The 21319-nt window shown below is 34.4% G+C and carries 14 protein-coding genes, 1 tRNA gene and 1 pseudogene; 5 read left to right on the forward strand and 11 right to left on the reverse strand.

The annotated features are described in order from the left end of the window. Positions 1-493: 493 nt before the first annotated feature. The 8 genes from ACYPZI_RS13460 to ACYPZI_RS13495 form a co-directional block, all read right to left on the reverse strand. Positions 494-3403, reverse strand: coding sequence for a TOTE conflict system archaeo-eukaryotic primase domain-containing protein (locus tag ACYPZI_RS13460; RefSeq protein ID WP_459602457.1), 2910 nt, complete (start codon positions 3401-3403; stop codon positions 494-496). A gap of 305 nt (positions 3404-3708) precedes the next feature. Then, positions 3709-5364 carry an RNA-binding domain-containing protein gene (locus ACYPZI_RS13465; RefSeq protein ID WP_459602459.1) on the reverse strand — a complete coding sequence of 552 codons (1656 nt, stop codon included), beginning with the start codon at positions 5362-5364 and terminating at the stop codon, positions 3709-3711. Between the two features lie 123 nt (positions 5365-5487). After that, positions 5488-6117: a hypothetical protein gene (locus tag ACYPZI_RS13470; RefSeq protein WP_459602461.1), complete on the reverse strand. Its 630-nt coding sequence runs from the start codon at positions 6115-6117 to the stop codon at positions 5488-5490. After that, positions 6101-6739: a hypothetical protein gene (locus tag ACYPZI_RS13475; protein ID WP_459602463.1), complete on the reverse strand. Its 639-nt coding sequence runs from the start codon at positions 6737-6739 to the stop codon at positions 6101-6103. The genes ACYPZI_RS13470 and ACYPZI_RS13475 overlap by 17 nt, the downstream gene beginning before the upstream one ends. Position 6740: 1 nt before the next feature. Continuing rightward, complete coding sequence (locus ACYPZI_RS13480) at positions 6741-12662, reverse strand: hypothetical protein (RefSeq protein WP_459602465.1); 5922 nt, start codon at positions 12660-12662, stop codon at positions 6741-6743. Between the two features lie 18 nt (positions 12663-12680). Beyond that, positions 12681-12968 (reverse strand): helix-turn-helix domain-containing protein, encoded by a 288-nt coding sequence (locus tag ACYPZI_RS13485; RefSeq protein ID WP_459602467.1) that lies wholly within the window; start codon positions 12966-12968, stop codon positions 12681-12683. A gap of 115 nt (positions 12969-13083) precedes the next feature. Then, positions 13084-13512, reverse strand: coding sequence for a conjugal transfer protein MobA (gene mobA / locus ACYPZI_RS13490; RefSeq protein WP_459602469.1), 429 nt, complete (start codon positions 13510-13512; stop codon positions 13084-13086). A gap of 200 nt (positions 13513-13712) precedes the next feature. Beyond that, a complete protein-coding gene (locus tag ACYPZI_RS13495) occupies positions 13713-14117 on the reverse strand; it encodes a DUF3408 domain-containing protein (RefSeq protein ID WP_459602471.1) in 405 nt (134 codons plus the stop codon). Positions 14118-14415: 298 nt separating this feature from the next. Here ACYPZI_RS13495 and ACYPZI_RS13500 point away from each other — a divergent pair, with 298 nt between their 5' ends. The 4 genes and pseudogenes from ACYPZI_RS13500 to ACYPZI_RS13515 form a co-directional block, all read left to right on the forward strand. Next, positions 14416-14703 carry a helix-turn-helix domain-containing protein gene (locus ACYPZI_RS13500; protein WP_459602473.1) on the forward strand — a complete coding sequence of 96 codons (288 nt, stop codon included), beginning with the start codon at positions 14416-14418 and terminating at the stop codon, positions 14701-14703. After that, entirely contained in the window at positions 14693-14905 is a 213-nt protein-coding gene (locus tag ACYPZI_RS13505; RefSeq protein ID WP_459602475.1) for a hypothetical protein, read from the forward strand. The genes ACYPZI_RS13500 and ACYPZI_RS13505 overlap by 11 nt, the downstream gene beginning before the upstream one ends. A 529-nt stretch (positions 14906-15434) precedes the next feature. After that, complete coding sequence (locus tag ACYPZI_RS13510) at positions 15435-17252, forward strand: reverse transcriptase/maturase family protein (protein WP_459602477.1); 1818 nt, start codon at positions 15435-15437, stop codon at positions 17250-17252. 82 nt (positions 17253-17334) lie between these two features. After that, positions 17335-17472: pseudogene (locus tag ACYPZI_RS13515) on the forward strand (helix-turn-helix domain-containing protein); the annotation flags it as partial. 165 nt (positions 17473-17637) lie between these two features. Here ACYPZI_RS13515 and ACYPZI_RS13520 read toward each other — a convergent pair. From ACYPZI_RS13520 to ACYPZI_RS13530, 3 genes are all read right to left on the reverse strand, one after another. Beyond that, positions 17638-18003 (reverse strand): protein-tyrosine kinase, encoded by a 366-nt coding sequence (locus ACYPZI_RS13520; protein ID WP_459602479.1) that lies wholly within the window; start codon positions 18001-18003, stop codon positions 17638-17640. Beyond that, positions 18000-19253 carry a site-specific integrase gene (locus ACYPZI_RS13525; RefSeq protein ID WP_459602481.1) on the reverse strand — a complete coding sequence of 418 codons (1254 nt, stop codon included), beginning with the start codon at positions 19251-19253 and terminating at the stop codon, positions 18000-18002. The genes ACYPZI_RS13520 and ACYPZI_RS13525 overlap by 4 nt, the downstream gene beginning before the upstream one ends. Positions 19254-19501: 248 nt before the next feature. Beyond that, positions 19502-19575: transfer RNA gene (locus tag ACYPZI_RS13530), tRNA-Asp, on the reverse strand. Positions 19576-19908: 333 nt separating this feature from the next. Here ACYPZI_RS13530 and ACYPZI_RS13535 point away from each other — a divergent pair. After that, complete coding sequence (locus tag ACYPZI_RS13535) at positions 19909-21123, forward strand: site-specific integrase (RefSeq protein WP_459602483.1); 1215 nt, start codon at positions 19909-19911, stop codon at positions 21121-21123. Positions 21124-21319: the final 196 nt, after the last annotated feature.

A 21319-nucleotide genomic window follows, 5' to 3' on the forward strand; every position in this document is an offset into this window, starting at 1 on the left:
ATCCTGTCTTTTTCTAATTAAAAGTTAATGCAGCAGATGGAGCTTTTTTATCCAGGAAAGATATTCAATTTGGAGTTTCCTTTATCTTTCTTTTTTATAAAATACAAACTAACGATTTTTAATTTTTAATTTTTAATTCTTCATTTTTTTGACGGGTTGCCCTGATCCATGAACAGTGCGTTTTTATTTTTACTCTTAGTTGTCGTAAAAAATGATATAAATAAGAAAACACCCAATTTTACACTCTTGGGTGTAAAATTGGGTGTTTATTTTGCAAATCGTTGATAATCAACATTGTTTGCGGTATGGACGGAATGTGAACCACCATCTTAACCGGCAATCAGTCAATATCTTAACAAAGCCCAAAAATTCAGTCCCACGAATTATCCCAAAATCAGACTTCTGTGATTTTCAGTCTTTTGCATTGTTTCAATGAGCGATGGGACAAAGGTATAGATAATTTTTGAAATGACAACGCATTGTTTTTACAATTTTATTTCATCATGGCTTCCAACTCTGTCGCCAATTCTCTTGATTCCAAGCGCATAATACTTTCTTCCGAACTACCAAAACTGAGCAGATTGATGCTCCCATACCAAACAAGCCGGTTGTCAATGATGATATATTTTTGATGGATATTGGATTTTATGATAACAGAAACGGCAGATTGCAACAATGCAATGCACTCCTGAATCAACCTTGAGTCTTTGTAAGATTCGGAAGGACGGGTAATGATAGTAATTGAAATATCTTTTTGGAGCGGCTCTTTCAGCCATTCGAGGATTGTTTCTATTCGCTTTTTCCGCAGGAAAGGACTGACAATCAGTATTTCTTTTTTCGTTTCTGCAAAATCATTTTTTATAACAGGGACAAAACTGTCGGCATCGTAAATCAGATTGATTTTATCCGGTTGATTGGCTACCAATGCTTTATAGCCTATTTGCGCATAACCTGTCAGCCGTTTATGATACATCCTTTCCAAAACCGGAACATGAATATCTACATAATCATAAACCATGACATTCTGCTTACCGGGATAATCGCGATGCAACCGTCCTGCATATTGCGCTAATGTTCCTTTCCACGCAATCGGTGAGACGAGAAAAAGTGTGTCTAAACGCGGATAATCAAAGCCTTCTCCAACATATTTTCCGGTTGCAATAATGATGAGTTTTTCATCGTTTGGAACATTGGATAAAAATTCCATCGTTTGCGTTTTTACTTTTGAAGAATCCGTTCCAACAAGCGTAATAATATGTGCATCCGTTTGATTTGTCAACATACCGGCTAATCGTATCACATGTTCAGTCCGTTGGGTAAGGATAATCGGAGTTCGGTTGTTTTTTACCGCATCAAGTACATCCGAAACAATCTGTTGGTTACGAAATTCGTCTTCGGCAAGCGTTGTATATATTTGAGTGATATGCCATGTTTCTTCTGTTTGCGAAACCGGCTTTTTAAATGAAGTAAAACAGGGAATCAAATAGTGTTCAAAGTCACGTTTGCTTGCCTGCGATTTGGCATCAACGGAATAACGTATCGCTCCGCATTGCATAAAAATTATCGGATGCTGTCCGTCTTGTCGCATCGGAGTTGCCGTTAAGCCATACACATATCGGGCATTGACCGTGCCAAGCACCTTTTCGTAATTGACGGAAGAGGCATGATGACATTCGTCCACAATGACCATGCCGTAATTTTTCACTATCTCATCTATTTCATTATCATGGATTAGGCTTTGTATAAGCGCAATATCTATAATACCGGATGCCGTGTTTTTTCCCGAACCGATTTGACCAATAATGGAGTGAATCTTTTTATGCCCGCGCTTCTTTTCTGTTTCCGGCAAAGTTTCGTGGATTTCAAGAAATTGTTCCAACGATTTTTTCCATTGGTCGAACAATGTGTGTAAATGGACTAATATTAGCGTATTGCATTTTCTTTCAGCAATAAGCGATGCACCGATAACCGTTTTTCCGAAAGCGGTCGGAACAGAAAGTACGCCTGTTTCGTATTCGAGTAAAACGTTGGCGGCAGATTGCTGTTCTTCTCGAAGCGTACCTGTAAAACTGACATTTATGGCTTTTCCCTGATTTCGTTTGTCGTTAAACAGATAATTAACATGAGCATTTTCGAGCAAGTCAATAAGCGAGGATTTACAACCGCGTGGAATGCCTAAAAATTCTGCCGTTTCATCCAATGAATAAATGATTCTTGGAATATCATAAGTGGACATCCGCATCTTTTGTGTTTTGTAAAACTGTGGATTTGAAAAAGCCGCGAGCCGCTTGATTCGATTGAGCGCCCTTTGGCTAATATCTTTCTTCAGAATGTACAACCTGTTCGCTTCAACGATAATGAGTTTATCGGGAAAATCCTTGTTTTCAAGTTTAACTTCCGGCTTTTTGCCCTCCCAAGGTTTTGGAGTATCTTCTTCATCGGCTTCCGTAGTGCCTAATTCCCCCAAGCCGTTACCATCGCAAAGTTCTTCGAAATACTTTTTAAATTCATCAACCGTAATCTTCTTTATTGAAGCCAAATACGCCCATTGGTCGGGATAACTTTGAAAATATTCGTCAATAAATTCGCTGTTCCCATTTTTTCTCGCCCCGCCTTGCAAGGGCAATGCAATCAAATTGCCAAAACCACCTTTGGGCATAAAGTCCTGATTGGGAAACATCCGGTCGTAGGAAGTAAATTTTATCTCGTGCCTAACAGACATTGCTTTCGTTAAAAGCGCATTACCCAACTTTCGCGCCGATATTGCCGGAACCGGTTCATCGAAGAAAAACCACGCATGAGCGCCGTTGCCGGAACGTGAACGCTCAATGGCTACCGGAATATTCAATTCCCTACAAACCAATCGAAAAGCGGAAATATCTTTTTGCCAGTTTTCTTCGTCAAAATCGACAGCAAGAAACAGGCATGTTTCATCCGGAAAAAGCGGATAAATACCGATTATGCCATTTCCATTTTCATCTTTATTGCGCAGATGGGCATTGATGACGCTTTCTTTCAACGGCAGTAGTTCCCTGCCTATGCAATTCTTGCACTTGACGCGGGAACGGTCGCATAGCCCCTTTACCCACTCGTTTTTGCAGGCAGGAATGTAATAACTACTATTGAAATTCTTGCTGTAACAACGTTTGGCATAAACGTCAATTCGTCCGCGAAACAGCGACATGAACTGTTTTATCTTTTCATCGGGAGTACTGTATTTGTTTATGGATGAAACAATTTCTGGTGTAGCGTTTTCTTTTTCAGCAGTAATAACCTCTTGTTTTTGAACTTCTTCTTCCGTTGGTAAACCCAAAAACTCCCGCAATCTTTTATTTTCGGTACGAAGAATATGATTTTCCGATTCAAGTTCTTCAATTCGTTTATGGAGGTCTGTTTCAGGCATATTGATTGATGTTTCAAAAATGAATACTTAATCCCATGTTTTTTCTATTTTTATGATTCTCTGCTAAATCTCTACTAAATCTCTGCTAATTTTTCAGCAAAATCAAGAATACAATAATTTGATTTACAAATATATACAAATTCATTCTCTACTAAACCTCTGCTAATTTACAGATATTTTCTTCTAAATCTTTTTTAAATTATCTGTAAACTTAGCAGAATAATATACTTGATATTCAAATATATACAAAAATATTCCCTGCTAAGTTCCTGCTATTTTACTTCTAATTTACAGTTATTTTACTTCTAAGTTTTCAATTTCCATACAGGAACCTTATCGCTTCCTGTATTTACAATTTTCCCTTCTTGGCGAAGTTCACTAAGTAGATTTTTAATCCTGTTACTCTTTTGTTCTGTACTCATCCATGCGGGCAACATGTTCCACAAAAGCTCGTCAATGTCTTTTCTGCTTAGACTTCCATGTTCCTGAATAGATTTCAAAATCCATTCAAAATATTGTTGCTTGTCAAAAGCCTTGTTTTTAGAATATTCCGCTTTTTTATCAGTTACCTGAGACATTTCCTTGCCAACAAAATAGTTGGGCTTTCTTCCTTCTATCAGTTTTTCTTTCCGTAGCAAATTGGCAGAATCGTCGGAAATAGATGCTTTTTTCTGAACTTTATCCAACAATGTTACTTGCGATAAGGATAAATCGCGCCTTTCAATCAATAATTTGGAATAATTCTCATCTATCGTTTGTCCATACATATACATAACGACTTCTTGAGGGTCGGATAAGATATAATCGGGCAACGGGAAAAAGCGGTTGCGTTGCGATACATACAGCGTGTAAATACCATATCCCAAACGGTCAATCATGCCCAAATTGGACATAGCGCCGACAAGCCACGGGTTGCGGTAACGATTAGGCGTTTTTTCTCCCAGACAATATTCTTCAGGCATCCCTTCAAAGAAATTGCCCGCATTGGTAAATATCAATTTATCAATCCTTTCGGTAACGATTATCCTTGACCTGAGCGAATAGTCGGAGTGTGCCACACAATTATGAATGGCTTCAAGTATGCTTTTCGTATCATATTTATTGACCGTTGTCGCCAACAATTCAAAATCGGGATAAAAACGGATTTGCACATTCCGAATTCGTTGCATGACCTGCGTTGTAGTCAATAAAAATGGTATTGTAAAATGTTCGTATGCCTTTTCTTCCGTGTCCAATTTCCAAGTTATTTCGGCAACGGAGGGCAGTAAATAATGTGTTGATTCCGGCTTACCCAAAAGCAAAAGGGCGGTATTGGTTATTTTCCTGTCGATGGTTATCCTCGCTTTGTCTAAGAAAGTAGCATTATCCCAAGTGTCTATTTGGTTGAAATAGGGAACATTGGGATTTTTCTCTTTGAATTTTTCACGGGCAACTTTCAATGCCTGCGGGTCTAAATCGGCAATAGTCGCTTTTTCAATAATTTTTGCACTCCAATCCTCCTGAGAGTTGTAAATCATTCGCATCCAATCGGGATATTTACGAAGGTCGGTTTTGTTGCTGCCCACTCGAACAAATGGTTTGCGCTGAAAATTAGTCGGTTCACTTTTTGCAGGCGGAATACGCAACAATACAATAGATTTTCCTTCACAATCAAACTCAAAGATTTCAAAATTGATTTTGGGGTCAAGGTAAAGCCTCAACCACAATTCCAAATCCTGATTGCCATGTTTGGAATCGGCAAAAGTAAATGTCGTTCCTTTAATTGTATGCGTACCGTCTTCCACGCCCCAAACCAAATAGCCGAAAGGCTTGTTTGCCAAGGTTGCACCATTGCTCATGGCACTGATATACTCGCCAATTTGCTCGTGGTCAATGCCGTTCGATTTGAACTCCAACCATTGCTGTTCTCGCGGTTGAGCGCAGAGGTCATGTAATAAGTCTATTAAATCTATGTTGGTCATATCTATTTAACTTTCTTTCTGATAATATATTTTATAATATGTTCCTTTTTCATCGCGACCTTGTTCTATCAGATTGTGGTTGGCATGAGGACTTGTATTCTATGTTTTGTTGTTCGGGCATAATTATTTGATTTTTACTTTTTTGTTTATAGAATCTATGTTATTCGTATTCCCTGTATTGAGCTCTTTAAATCGAATATTTTTATTTGAATCACTTTCTTGCTGTAATACAATGATTTGTTCTTCATACTTGATATTGGCTAATTTTAGTGAATCAACTTGATTTTGTAACTCTATGTTTTTATTATCAAGTTGTTGAGATTGATTTTCCGAAAAAACATAACTAAAAATAATAAATAACAATCCTAAAATACCAAAACCCAAAAAACCATTGTATTCAAAACAACGCCTTCTAGCAGAATATATATAATTATCTTTTTTATCTTTTCTGTTTTCGCCTTTATCATAAATTGTTTCTCTACAAGGTTTTGTGTTGTTTTTACTATCCTTTATATACTCATTAAGTTCAATATCATATATTCTTCCATAATTATTACATCTTCCATATAATTTATTACTTATGACACAAGCAATAAAGAAAGAAGCCAATCCTAAAAAATACAAAAAGGAAACACCATCCAATTTTATATTAGACTTCAAATCTATTAGTAATGCAGCGCAAATACTTATGTAAAGTGGAGAAAATATTGCTACTAAATCTCTTATTTTATATAATTTAATGTTCATACTCATCTTCCATGTTCTTTTTGGGTGTTATTTTTTCTGGACATAATCGATTAATAGTATTTTTTAAACGAGTTCCTAATTCGCTGCTATATGTTACTATGTCATCTATTTTTGTTGTCCCATCTTCGTTTTTTTTGTACTCGTCCCAAGTTTTTACTCTTCTGTTTGCCTGATTTAGTACCTTTCGTTCAAATTCTACTTTACTGTTTGGAAATTTGTTTGTAAAATCGTTCTTTTGTTGAATAACATTCACATCATCTAAATCTAAAACGGTAAAAAGTATTGCAGGAATTTTGCCCTCTCGAATATCATCAATATACTCGCAAAATTTCAATCCATTTATATTATTATTATCAGCCAACAGTTGATAATCAACGATATAAATACTATCTGATATTTTACAATTATTTTGCTTCATTTTTTCACTATTGGAAAATTCATTTTTCCTGTTTTCTCGTGTTGTGGCATCGGCTGTATCAATAAATGCTTTCACAGGAGTAAGAAAATCGCACAACTCTTGCCCTGAATTAATGTTTTTGGGAAATACATCAATATCACTATCAGCAATCAACTTTCCAATAATTTGAAAATGGTCGAAATTGTCTTCAATAATTACAATGTTTTTCATTTTATTTCAAATTGTTTTTTAGTGGAACATATATGTTTACTGTTTTATCTTTTAATGATTTGGAAGATTCTGTTTTTGTTACTTTTAATATTCCAATATTTGCTTTCTTCAAAATGCAATTTATCAAATTTAACCCGTCTAATTTGTTATTATTGTAAATGCAGTTAAAATAATTTTCTGGTTTTTCGCAGTAGTTATTTGAAACTTTGAAGTAAAGGATATCATTCTCTGTTACAAAATCCAAGTCAATTTTTAACTTATCCTTTTTTATATCATTACTATAAACATTCAGAACGTGCTTTCTTATGTTATATATCAATTCAAAAATCAATTCTTCAAGAATAGTAACAGGAAAATCAATTTCGGTATTTAATAAATTTGTTTTATTTTCAGTAGAATCAGATAATTCTATATTATCGAGAATATTATCAGTTTCACTTAAATAGTATAAACTTTTTCTTTCAAATGTCAAAACATATTTAAAATCATCTTTAAATGTCGTGATTATTTTTTGTAAATTAAATGTATCAAAATGATTTAGGTTGCTGGGATTGAACTTGTTTATCTTTTGCATAAGGTCTATTTTGTTCGTCAAATGATTCAACTCAAAATCATAGTATTTTTTCAACCTTTCTGATTCTTCATTTTTATCCGAAATTAAATTATAGATTTTATTAAAATAATTCTTTATTGGAGTTTTATATTCATCTATTCCGTGTCTTAGCATAAACTGATAATCAGCTTTTTCCTTTTGCTGTATCAATTCCGCAAACTCATCATTCTTGTGGTGTTTGATAATAAATTCACTCATATCTTTGCGTAAAAGCATAAGAAGTTGTTTGGGCAGAAGGCTTTCGGGCAAATTATATAAATTTTCAGTACTATAAAAGCCAAGCATCCCCAAAGTGTCAAATTTGCCTGAATGCTCGTTCCGTTTGGTAATTCTTATAAGATAGAGCCATTTTGAATCGTTTGGCATAAAAGGCAAGTTGATTTCTTTTCTATTGTAAGCATCTGTCCATTTACATAATTCATAATTTGGACTTGGATTTGAAAACAAATCTTGTTTTATTACTTCTGGATTTTGATTTTCAGTATTTTCGTAGAACTCATCTTCTATTTCTTTCTTTGAGCGGTTACGGTAATATCCGGCTGTTGTTTCAAATGTAACGCCTGTATTGCATTTAATTCCATTTAGAAAATCAACAAGTATTTGTGTTTTATGATTTTTCTTTTCCAAATCTAATTTTTCTTTTTCTGCATTTTTCTTTTCCAAGTCGTTACGTTCATCACTGGTAAGATTCGTTTTTTCTTGTAATCGTTTTATTTCTCCCGACAATTCTTTAATTTGTCGGGTTGTATCAAATTCAGGACAAAAATTGTTCAGCAAGTTTTGTTCATCTTTCAGTATATAAGATTTATGTTGTCCATCGGTAATGACAAAAAATGTTTGTATGTTTTTATCTGCAAGAAAAAATTCTTTCATTTTCTCAATAATGGCATCAATTTTTGTTTGATAATCTATATCTCTGGGAAAATGCGAATTTTTGTCGCAATCAACAAGAAGTAATTGTTTAATCCATAAGTAATTAATAAATGGCGTTGAGGGTTTCTTCCATTTATCGTCTTTCAAAAAAGTATCTTCTACAATCAGATATTTATTTGATTCAAGAAGGTTTTTATTTGTTTGTCCATTAAAGAAATTTACAATTTCATCCGTTTCTCTTATGAAAGTTTTATGCTTGCTGAATATATCACGCCATTCTATACGCCGCTCTTTTTTAATCATTTCATAAAAGTCGTCTATGACCAATGTAGATTCAATTTGCAACATATTTAAAAATTGCGCTCCTTGTATAGATTTTAGCAAATCAGCTTCTAAATCTTTTATGTTTTTGAAAATATGATACGCAACCCAACCATTTTTCTGTATCATTTCTACATAGTTTCGCAAAACATAAATAGGAAAATCCTGTAGATTTCTTTCTATATCTTTTGATAATTTATGTTTGTCTTTTAAGTTGTCAATTTTGATAAACCAACACAGAATCTTTTGAAAAAAATCTTTCTCCAAAACCCTGTAATTTCCTAAAAGTACGGCTCGTCTAAGCACAAATTTGATGGTTTGGAAGTTATCATAATCCATTTGGACAAAAGTATCTGTGTTCGGTTCTTGAATTTCACTTAACCAATTATTAAGCCAATCAAAAGTTTTTTCTTTAAGCGGTTTATAAAGAATAAATGGATATTTAGAAAGCACTTTGAGCAGTGCTTTAGGATTGTCTTTTCGTTCTTCTGCCTTTTTCTTTTCCACTTCTTGAGAATATTCAGGAAATAAATCTATATTGATAGGCGAACTGTATTCTTTAAAAGACACAATGCTTTCTATATTATAATTGTCTTCTTGTTGATTTTTTGCAAAATAGTTATAAATTTTATGTGTTGCCTCAAAACATTTGAGACGACGAAGTTCCTTATCCTTATCTTTTGTATTTTCTTTTTCGGTATTGAGTTTTTGTGGATTTAAGCTATCTGCTTTCTGTTGAAAGTTTTCTATTATCACATCGTGCAAAGCGGTTTGTGATAAAGTTTCATAGCGCTGCCTTTCGTGTTCAAGTGGGCGTTGTTCCAGTAAATTTAATGTAGGCGGTTGATTGAAGTTTGCAAATGCAAAAAACATATTGGACAATTTTGCTATTTGATTATGAATGCCAGATATAGATTTATCTTTAAGAAAAATAGACGCGGTAAATGCGGTATCTTCGCTTATCAAATCAAAAACTTCATAAAAATGCGTTCCTGTTATGAGTGAATCATCAACATAAACAAGTTTTGTTTCGTTATTCAAATAATTTTTATTCAGCATCTTAAAATTTTCATCATAATCTACATTGTTCTGATAATGAATAATTGTAGCGGACGAAGAAAAAACAATTTCATTCACGAGATTAAGAAAACGACTATTACTCTCGTGGCAGGGCGCAACTATTACAACCTTGTCGGTAAGATTGAGATTTAATGTTGTTTTTACTTTATTTTCCAACCAATATCTTATCTTGGATATATTATGCACAATATAATTATCTGATTCTATGGAATAAATCCGATAATTATTGTTTCGAAAAACCTTTTTGTATTTTAGGGAATTTTTAAATTCTATAGTGTCAAATGTTTTTTCTTCATCTTCTGTTAATACTTTTCCTTTGGGATTTTCAAAAATAAAGGCAGGTGTGAGAGACGATTTGTCGGTTTCAAAAAGTGCTTTCGTCTTCACTTGATTGCCATTTGCATCAATACCGTAACATAAAGAGCACCCTTTTATTTCGTGCCATTTGGCGGGAAGTTTAATAATTGCAGTTTGATTTGGATTTGTTTTTTTTATTGTTTCAAAATCGCTTTCCGGTTGTGCTAAAAGGACATTATAGCGTTTATCAAAAAAGGAGTATCCGTCTGCTAACTTTTTTGCGTTTTCTTTGGATTCCTTCTTTTCATTTTTTTCGTATTTATAAATTTTTTCTTTTATCTCATTTTCTATTTTCTTTGCTGTGTTTCCTGTTGCAGCAATAGGCACAATAATTATTGTCAGACGATTCTTGTAATCCGATAAATACTGTTTAAAAATATCAGCGGGAAGAAAATTAAAATTATCATCTTCGCTTTGTGCTATAAAATGATCTATTTTCCCCTCTTGTTCGTTAGTTTTTAACCCAAAATCCTGTAAGAATTTTTCAGTCAAACTCAAAAGTAATTCACTATACATTTCATATCCGACAAGTGTGATTTTTTTATTTGTATCGCAAATATTCTCTTTTATTTGAAAAGCCAGCAACATAGCTAAACGAGCAGTATAAAATGAATTTTGAAAAAGCCGTTTGGCATAGTAAAAATCTTCGGAGTGAATTTTTGTTCCAATTTTAAAATGGGTGTCAATTATGCGAAAGCCATCAAAATTATCAATATATTCATTGAGATTGCTGTAATCTTTTTTACGATTAGATAATGGATTTTGCAAAATTGTTGTTAGGTTTGACACAAAAAGAGATTTATCATTATTTTTTAAAATAACATCAAAAGGATATAAAGTATTAGTTTTAGGATAAAACAAATGTTTTAAACATTCTGAATTTATACTCCTCTGATTATTGTTTTTCTTCTTTTCTAAAAGTGTAATTGTATTTGGAAAAGTTTTATCTACAACATTATTCACTAAAAGAAACTCATCTCTATCTTTCCCAAAAAGAATATCTGCAAAATAAAAATCTTTTTCGTCAATTTTTACAAACAAAAGCATTGCCCGTTCATTATGCCAATATGCCTCACTTGGCTCGCGTGAAGTATAAAAATCTTTGTTGTCTTTCAATAAAGATTTGTAAATTTTATAGCTAATATTATAAATTATAAATGGCTGTTTATATTCAAAAGTAAGATACGATAAAAACCTTAAAAGAACTGATACATCGCTGACCTTATCCTGTAAATTGATTGCGATTTTGTTGTTGTCTTTTAAATTAGACAACTTGTCAAATTGATTATAAATACTATCGACATTTTCCTTTGTTATTTTTTCATCTTTTATCGTAATATTTATCAAAGAATTTTCTATTGTTCGGTCAATACCAGAAAGTTGAGTTAAACTTGTGGGAATAATTTTAATCTTCGCCAAAGATTCAAGTGAAGCAGTTTCGCCAAGTATAGCACTATTTCTATGTGAAAATGGCTTTGGGGTTATATTTTTAAAGTTATTTTCTACAAATGGAATTTTGAAATAATAATGAGTTCCATTTGCAATGGTAACATCTTTTGCGGTATTCTCATTTGGAAAGTAATCTTTTTTAATTTGTCCATTTGAGGAAATGAATATTTCACTTTCAGCATTTTTACTTGTAAGTGTATCTGTTATAAGTTTATATAGATTGTTTATTCCATAGTGTGAAGTATGTCTAAAAGTTTGTTGTTGTAATTCTTTGCCTTTTTGGGGGGTAATGAAATCTTTAAGTTCATAACTTTTATTATTTTCAAAGAAGTCATTATCCTTTTTATAGCAGTCTTTAATTGCCTCATTTTTCACACTGTTTCCGGTTGCTCTATCTCTTGTATATTCAATGAGTTTTGGAACAACTCCATTTTTTCCATAATCAAAAACGTGTGTTTCAAAAATTCTTGTTTCATCGGTTTCATTTTCTGCATAAGCTCGAATGGTTATCATACCTTCGCCTTTTCTCCCATTTTCTCCACTGTGTTCAACTATATTTTTAGCCAATTCATATAACCCTCGCACATAATCTTGTGTAAATAGCCAAAGTTTTTCTATGTAATCTTTTCGTTTGTCGAAACTTTCATTTTTTTTCTTTGCTAAATTTTTACTCGCTACTATGAAAATAAATGTAAATATTGGCGGGCAAGCATTTAATCTGTCTTTTATTTCGTATTCATAATCGCTAAATTTCTTTATGTTTTTTTTATAATTACGGGTTCCTTTGTTTATAAAATCTGTAATATCAAAATTTTCTCTATAGTTTTCTTTTAAACTATTGATTCTTGCATTAGGGTTTTGTGTTCCAAAAAAATAATCAATAGATTTATTGGTAATGTATATTGGGGGTGCAAAAACTTCTGAAAATAGGCTTGTTTTTATTTGTGCTTGAGGAAAATTATCAAAAATTTGGAAGTGATTAACATCGTATAGTGCTTTTATCTGTTTGAAATAATGCCAAGCGTGTTTATTTTCAGTTAAATTGTACAAAAAAGGGATTTTTGTCCAATTTTTTTTATGTTGCATATACTGCAAAAACAATCCTGCAACAAACACAATATCAACCTCAGAGAAAGTCCCAAGCATTGGGTTTTCTTTTTTGTTTTGAAATTCAAGAATTGTGTTTAATTCTTTAACTGATAGCATTTGTATTTGATTAGTGTTTTGCATATCTGATTTAATTAGAGTTTATTCTTTGCTTATTTCTTGTTGTGCAATCTTGAACGCTTTCCCTGTAAACTCTTTTTCTTTACCAACGACTGCAATAATTTTATCAGCAACCCAAAGGGTTACAAGTTCATTTTCATCTGTTTTCAAAAGCTCTGCGATAATGGGTATTTGTTTCCGTTTGGCAGGTCTTTCGCCACGCTCAATTTTACTGTACATTGGCGTATCTATCTCCAATGCTGCCGCCAATTGTCGCTGTGGCATTTGTAATTCTTCGCGCAACTGTTTTATCTTTTTAGCAAATAACATATCATTGTACTTTTATTTATAAATCAATTTAATAAATCATATTTGACAAACATTTATTTGATTTGTCAAATATTGGACAAATATACAAAATTCTTGTATATCTACAAAACTAATCTTACTTTTTCAAATATTTATCTTCAAATTCTCTTGTCAAATTCATAACTTGTTTGTTAATAGTAACCAATTCAATCGTTGCCTTTTCCAGCCGATACAGCATTGCCAATGCCATTTTCTCTGTAAAAGTGGCTTTCAGATGCTTTACTACCTGATTGTAATTCACTCCTATTGCCCTGAATTGGGAGTGAAAAGTCGTTAGCCGCATGTAGTAATCCATTGCCGCTTTGTTGATTTTCACATACTTGATTTCTTTTTTGAACAGGCAAGTCTTAATGAACTTTGCAGCGTTGTATTTCAATCCTGTTTCTTCGAGCATTGCGAGAAATTGAACATTATCGACATCGTTCAGTTTAATTGAATACCGATGCCGACAAGGGTCTGTTTTCGGCGGTCGCCCGCCTTTGTTGAATTGTTTTTCTGTTGCCATAATCATCTGCTTTTAATGATTGGTTTTATAAAAAATAACGACTTCGGAGTTATTTTCCTCAACTGATTCTGGTGCGCCGAAAAGGTTTCGGGCGCACCAGAATACAACTTGCCATGTGCCAATGCACATAAGCATCTTCGATGCCGGATGTTGAAAATTAGACTGTACACAGTGAATACATTATACTGATTATATACAGTTTACAATCTTCGCCACTGTTCGACATCGTTCCGGTAAGTTTCAAGAAAATTTTGGGAAAGGTTTTCTATCAATCCCGAAACGCTCATGCCATGTTCTCCAAACAGCCTTACAATCCGTTCCAAACTGTCGCGAACTGCAAGGCTGATAAAAACCGGTTTCCGATTCTCAATCTTCGGAGTTTGCATGAATTGCTGCCTGAACTCGTCCAACGAGGCTTTTCGCTGTTTGTTACCCATTTGCTTGGAATTGTCTGCTTGTACAGTGGGTTCATCGGGAATAGTTATTGCAGTCTGTTCAACCGGTGCAGTTTGTTCCATGAAATCTATTCCAAAATTTTTCTCTGCAATTGAATTTAATAATGCCTGCTCATCAATGTCAGGAACTACTCTACTTTTTGTTGTCATAACACATTTATTTTAATGAGTGAATAAAATCTGTTTAGTAAGTATATCAATCCTGCTACATGCCGCAAAGAAAATTATAATTATTTATATACTAAATACTTGCGATTTGATTGCTGTGATATGCCATATTTTGCACTTTCGTCATTTTTTTCTTTTCATCAGCAAGATATTCGTTTAATCCGGTGTTTGTCCTACCTTACCGAAGCAAACCACTGCAAACCACTGCCACTTGCCGGAACTTTGATAATCAACCGAAAATGTCATCTTACCTTTGAGGCAAAATTCAAAAAACAGAAATATGGAAATCATAAATATTGAAGCTCGCACATTTGAGGCAATGGTTACGCGGTTTGAGCAATTCGTAAAACAGATTGATACGCTCTGCGGTCGAAAAGGCAAAGAACTGCAAAAGTGGTTAGACAATCAGGATGTTTGCCAAATACTAAACATCTCAAAAAGGACGTTGCAGACCTATCGGGATAACGGAACTTTACCCTATTCCCAAATCAACCATAAAATGTATTACAAGCCTGAAGATGTGGAACGAGTTCTGAACCAATTAAAAAATAAACCGTATGGAAAATAATGTAATCACAAAAGACCATGAAATAGTAAAATCTTTTTTCTTTTCATTGGAACGTATACTTGATGGCATTGAGTATGTAGTCGATAATTACAAGCTATCGTTGAACGGAGAACGCTATTTAACCGACAGGGAAGTCTCGGAACGATTGAAAGTGAGTCGCCGAACTTTGCAGGATTACCCTGCGCCCGTACTGGGTATATAATAAATATCTCTTTGGCAAGAGATTAGGTTTGTGTTCTTTGAAGTGACCTATCATCAACCGACTTATCTGAATGGGAAACCGGACAGGGAGCATAGCATGTCGGCAAAGCCATAAGTCAGCTAATTGTCAAGCTGCGACTGAAGGGTCAGATGAAATGATAGATATGAGGATAAAGTCTATACTGATTGAACGATAATCCGAGCGGTTCCACTGCAGGCTGGTACGAAAGACAATTATATACGTACCATTGTGATACTCTAAATTGTGCGGTAGTCATTTAGAAGCAAGAACTTATCACAACGCGATTACAATAAGTAATAAAGGACGAAAGTCGTATCCGACAATCTATCATGCCAATAGTTATTATATATCTAAACGGGGATTTCCTAAATCGGAATGCCGCAAGGCTATGGGGTTCAGCTCCTGAATATCTGACATGGAAACGGAGCTTCCGTAGTAGTTTGAGCAAGGGAAAGCCTTGTACATGGCGAAGGGAAGTAGTCAATAATTTTAATACAATTAACGGAAGATGTGTGAGACATTAAAACGAAATCCAGAAAGAGTATTAAACAGTCTAATGAAACAAAGTAAAGTTTCAGGTTACAAGTTTGAACGGCTTTACCGTATTCTGTTTAATGAAGAGATGTTCTATGTTGCCTACCAACGCATTTATGCTAAGGCAGGTAATATGACCAAAGGTTCTGACGGTAAAACGGCAGACCAAATGAGCATACTCCGAATTGAACACCTGATAGAGAAGCTCAGAGATGAGAGCTATCAGCCCCATCCATCAAGGAGAACGTACATCCCAAAGAAAAACGGAAAGAAACGTCCGCTGGGAATACCGTCCTTTGATGATAAATTAGTGCAGCAGGTAATTAAAATGATACTTGAAGCCATTTATGAGGAGAGTTTTGAACCCACCTCACACGGTTTCAGACCTCGTAAAAGTTGCCAGACTGCTCTGATAGGCATTCAACGAACATTTACCGGTACCAAATGGTTCATCGAGGGAGACATCAAGGGCTTCTTCGATAATATAAGCCACGAAGTTCTGATAAATGCTTTGAAAGAAAGGATTGCCGACGAACGGTTTATCCGTTTGATTAGGAAGTTCTTGAATGCGGGGTATGTTGAAGATTGGACGTACAACAAAACGTACAGTGGAACACCTCAAGGTGGAATAATAAGTCCTATATTGGCAAATATCTATCTTGATAAGTTCGATAAGTACATGAGTGAATATATCCAAAACTTCAATACAGGAGGCAGAAGGCGCAAACACCCTCAGACGAGCCGGCTTAACGATAAGAAATACAAGTTAGCCTTAAAACTGAAAACTTTGAATGATGAGAATGCGAAAGCAAAAATTGCAGATGAAATCAGAAGTATAAGTAAGCAACAACTCATGTATCCTCACAGCGACCATATGGATGCGAGTATTAAGAGATTGAAATATATCAGGTATGCGGATGACTTTCTCATCGGCTTGATAGGGAGTAAAGCAGATTGCGCCCAGATAAAAGAAGATATTGCAAATTACATGAGCAATACTCTCAAACTGGAACTTTCGGCAGAAAAAACCTTGATAACCAATGCACAAAGACCAGCCAAATTCTTGGGATACGATATCTACATACACAACTCCAATGTAACCAAGAGGAACAAGCTGGGCTATCTGGTACGCACGTTCAACAACAAAATCATTCTTCACGTCACCACGGAAACGATGAGAAACAAATTAATGGAGTATGGTGCGGTCAAATTTGATTGTCGCACAGGAAAAGAAATTTGGAAGTCAAAAGCTCGTGAATACCTGATGAACGACTCGTTGCTGGATATAATCACCAGGTATAATGCTGAAATACGGGGTCTGTACAACTATTACGCTATTGCAAACAATAGCTCATCACTTAACACTTTCTCCAGTGTTATGGAATACAGCATGTATAAAACATATGCAGGGAAACTCCAATGCTCTGTTAGTAAGGCAATAGACAAGTTTTACAAAAACAAGAAATTTGCAATACCCTACACCACAAGCAAAGGAGAACCGAAGTTGCGGATATTCTATAATGGAGGCTTCAAACGCCAAGAGAAAGCTGATGTGTTATATCAAGACAATCTACCGCAAATCTACACAAGGACAGAGCCGACACTTATCCAAAGGCTCAAAGCGTGTAAATGTGAATTGTGCGGAGCAACTACCAATGAGACAGTCATGTTCCAAGTCAGAACTCTCAAAGAATTGAAAGGGACAAGTGACTGGGAAAACAAAATGCTCAAAAAGCATCGCAAAACATTGGTACTGTGTAAGGATTGCAATGATAAAGCACATCAGAATTAGACTGATATTATTGATGGAAAGCCGTATACGCTGAGAGGTGTACGTACGGTTTGGGGGCGAGTATCCGCAAACCTACCGCTGAAAGGCGGTAAGGCGGTGGATGCTTAGCCTACGCACGGAAGGAAAGATTCCATACTATCAATTAGGCGGAAAAATCCTATATCGGGAAAGTGATATTGAGAAGATGCTTAATGAAAACTATTTCAAAGCGTTTGAATAATTGTTGGCTTTGTCATCTTGTAAACCCCCTCCATAATGAAAGAATAAATAAGACAAGGCTTTTGCCGAAAATACACTTTCAACGAAAGGAAGATTTTCGGCAAAATTCATTTCAGCCTTGACATTTTATTCTGAAATATACCTTTGTTTACAAGAATGATAAAGCCTAATTCAGATTTATTTTCCTTTCATTGCAAAGTCCAGCCATCAACGGCGATAAACCGTAACAGGCGCGTTTCATCAGCCATTTTCTAAATAAATCCGTATTGCGGGAATGAATACGAAAAGCCAAAGCCGTTATCATTTCCAAGTTGTACAAATCCACGCTACCACCGTTTGCGTAATAGTAACAATGGCAAACCTCATCGGTTCTCAAAACGTCGGATTTGAGTATGGACTTAATGTTACTGCTCACTTTGGCTACAAAAACTCCAAACAATCGGGCAATTTCATGTTCGGACATCCAAACCATTCCATTTTCGGCAGTAATATTTACTCCGTTTTCACTGATTGTTATTCCTCCTCGTTTCATACGGCTTGATTATTAGATTGATAAACATTTGCAAAACAATTTTCTACATTTGCCATATCGCGCATTATAGAACTGTCCAATACTTTTGCATAATGCTGCGTCATCTTTGTATTGGAATGTCCCAAAATTTTGGCTACATTTTCCATCGACACATTATTGGCAAGAAAAACCACTGTTGCCGCGGTATGTCGGGCAACGTGTGTGCTGAGTTTCTTCGTAATCCCACATAAATCAGCAATTTCCTTCAAGTAGGCATTCATCTTTTGATTACTCATTACAGGCAGTAGAACATCGTTTTTAATACAGTAGGGATGGTCTTGATATTTTTCAATCAGCCTTTGCGCTACCGACAAAACAGGAATATTGCACATATTTCCGGTTTTCTGTCGATTTTTCCGAATCCATATAGCGCCGTTATTGTCTTTAACCAAATGATTCTGCGTAAGTTGCTGTACATCGACAAAAGCAAGTCCAGTAAAAGTACAAAACACGAATATATCTCTTACTTGTGCTAAACGTGGAATGGTAAACTCTTTATGTATCAAAGTTTCCAATTCTTCCTGTGTCAGAAATTCAATGTTTGTTTCTTCGTGCTTGAATTGGATTCCGTAAAATGGGTCTTTCCTAATCCAGTCGTTTGCCAAAGCAATGCGGATAATCTTTTTCAGGTTTTTAAGATGTTTCAAACTTGAATTGTGCTGACATTTTCTTACAGTTTTCAGGTAAAAATCGAAATCGTTAATAAATTGGCTATTTACATCACTCAAAAGAATATTGTCAGTCCCACTCCTGTATTTTATATATTCCTGTAAATGAGAAAGTGAGGTGTCGAATTTCTCCACCGTTGATTCCGTAAAATCAATACCAATCAGGGCGCGGCATTTCTTGTTATGCTCTTTATACACATCAACCAATGTCTTGCTACTTTCGTCCTTACCGTGATAGCGGTCGCGAATAACATTCGCCGTAACCCGTTTGCCGTCAATTTCTAATTCCCGATGAATTTGATAGAACTTGGCTTTAACCGTTTCGAGATAATGATTCAATTCCCTGTCCGTATGGCTTTTGCCATTGCTGCACTCTTTCGCCTGATTCCACAAGTGAACGGGAATACTGCGCTTAACCATCACTTCCGCACTCTGTCCCTGAACGGTAATCCGCAGGCAGATAGGGGCTTCTCCATTTTTGAGAAGTTTTGATTTTTTCAGGATGTACAACAAACTGAATGTCGATTTTTTTACTCTGTTCATACGCTTAAAAAATTAATAATTTAATGATACAAAATTACTTTTTCAAGCTCACATAAACGTTACGCAAAATACTGCAAATCAGAGAAAAAGAATCAATTTCGTGGGACTTTTTCAGGCTTTGGAAAGTCCCACGATTTAACCCGTGAGAGTTGCCCCAAAACCCTATATTTTTCATAATTCGTAGGAAAAGAAAAAGTCCTGAAAACTTTGATTTTCAGGACTTTGCTGCGATTTGCTTTGACTATCTGCGGTATGGACGGGACTCGAACCCGCGACCCCCTGCGTGACAGGCAGGTATTCTAACCAGCTGAACTACCACACCGTTTTGAGGTTGCATTTTCTCTCAAATGCGATGCAAAGATAGGACAAGGATTTGAATTCTGCAATAGCTTTGAGAAGATTTTTTTAAGGCATTTTGCAAATGGTTGTTTATCAGAGTGGTAAAAATTGAGTTTTTAGAGAATCTTTTATAGAAAAGGAGTTTGGGTAACTTGCCTTAGTTAGAAAAATTAAAAGTTTATCATTTCAATATTAAAATTATAGGAAAATGTATTGATTTTTCAGTAAAATGTTTGAACCATAAAAATGGTTTGAATAGAGGGTTTTGAGTATTTTGTTTGAACCAATGTTTGAACCAGACTTAAACAATTAAGTCATGCGAACTACTGTAAACGTTGTGTGTTACAAGAACAAAAAACTATCAAATGGAGAAAGTCCATTAATGTTAAGAATATGTATGAACCGCAAATCTAAGTACAAAAGTTTAGGTATATCAGTAAATCCTATTTATTGGGACTTTGATAAAAATAAGCCTAGACCGAATTGTCCTAATAAAGATTATATTATAAAAATCATACTAGACAAAGAAGCGGAATATCAAAAACGAATATTAGAGTTAAAAGCAGATGACAAAGAATATACCGCATCTACATTAATAGTACCTAAAATAAAAATACAAATAAAATCGGTGCATGAATTTTATAATCAATTAGTAACCGAATTTGAGCAATCTAATAAAATAGGTAATTCCAGAATATATAAGGATTCTTTGAGGTCTTTAGAAACTTATTATAAAGGCAAACTTGATATACCGTTTTCTCATATAGATATTGACTTTCTAAATGGCTATGAAAAGCATTTAAGACTGAAAAATTGTGCGGAAACGAGTATGAGTGTATTCTTTAGGACTTTGAGAAGCGTATATAATAAAGCTATTGAAGCAAAACAAGTAAAGAAAACTTCATATCCATTTGATGAATACAAAATATCGAAGTTCTGCATTAAAACAGAGAAACGTGCTATATCTAAGGATAATATTAAACAGATAATGGAACTAGACTTGTCGAAAGAATCTGATTATATGCAATTCAGTAAAGAATTATTCGTATTCAGTTATCTATGCAGTGGTATTAATTTTACTGATATGGCGAATTTGACAACAAATAATATTATTGAAGGAAGATTGATTTATATAAGACAAAAGACAGGAAAGAAAATAAATATTCCATTATCTGATGAAGCCAAAAGTATTATAGATAAGTATATGAATAATGACTTCTCAAATGGCTATATATTTCCTATTTTAGATATTAATTTACATAAAACTGAAACACAAAAGTACAATCGAAAGAAGAAAGTTTTACTAAAAGTGAATAGGTCATTAAAAAAGATTGCAGAGATAACAGGAATTAAAGCTAATTTGAGTACATATACTTCCCGCCACAGCTACGCTACGATTTTGAAAAATTCTGGCGTAAATATAGCTTTAATTGGAGAAACATTAGGGCATTCAGATTTAAAGACCACTCAGATATACTTAGACAGCTTTGAAAATAGCCAGATTGATGAAGCAATGAAGAATTTATTATAACTGTTAAAAATACCTCTCTGTATTTATGAGGGGTATTTTGTTTTTTTGTTAAATTGCATCCGCTTTTAATAACCTGAGTTCCGTTTAAGAAAATCAATAAGAAAGTTGGTAAGTAAGAAATAATTTTGTATCTTTATAGTTGATAATCAATAAATTAAACAAATATATGAGCTTACTTACCAACGATAAAATTACG

This window comes from Dysgonomonas reticulitermitis, from assembly GCF_054601275.1.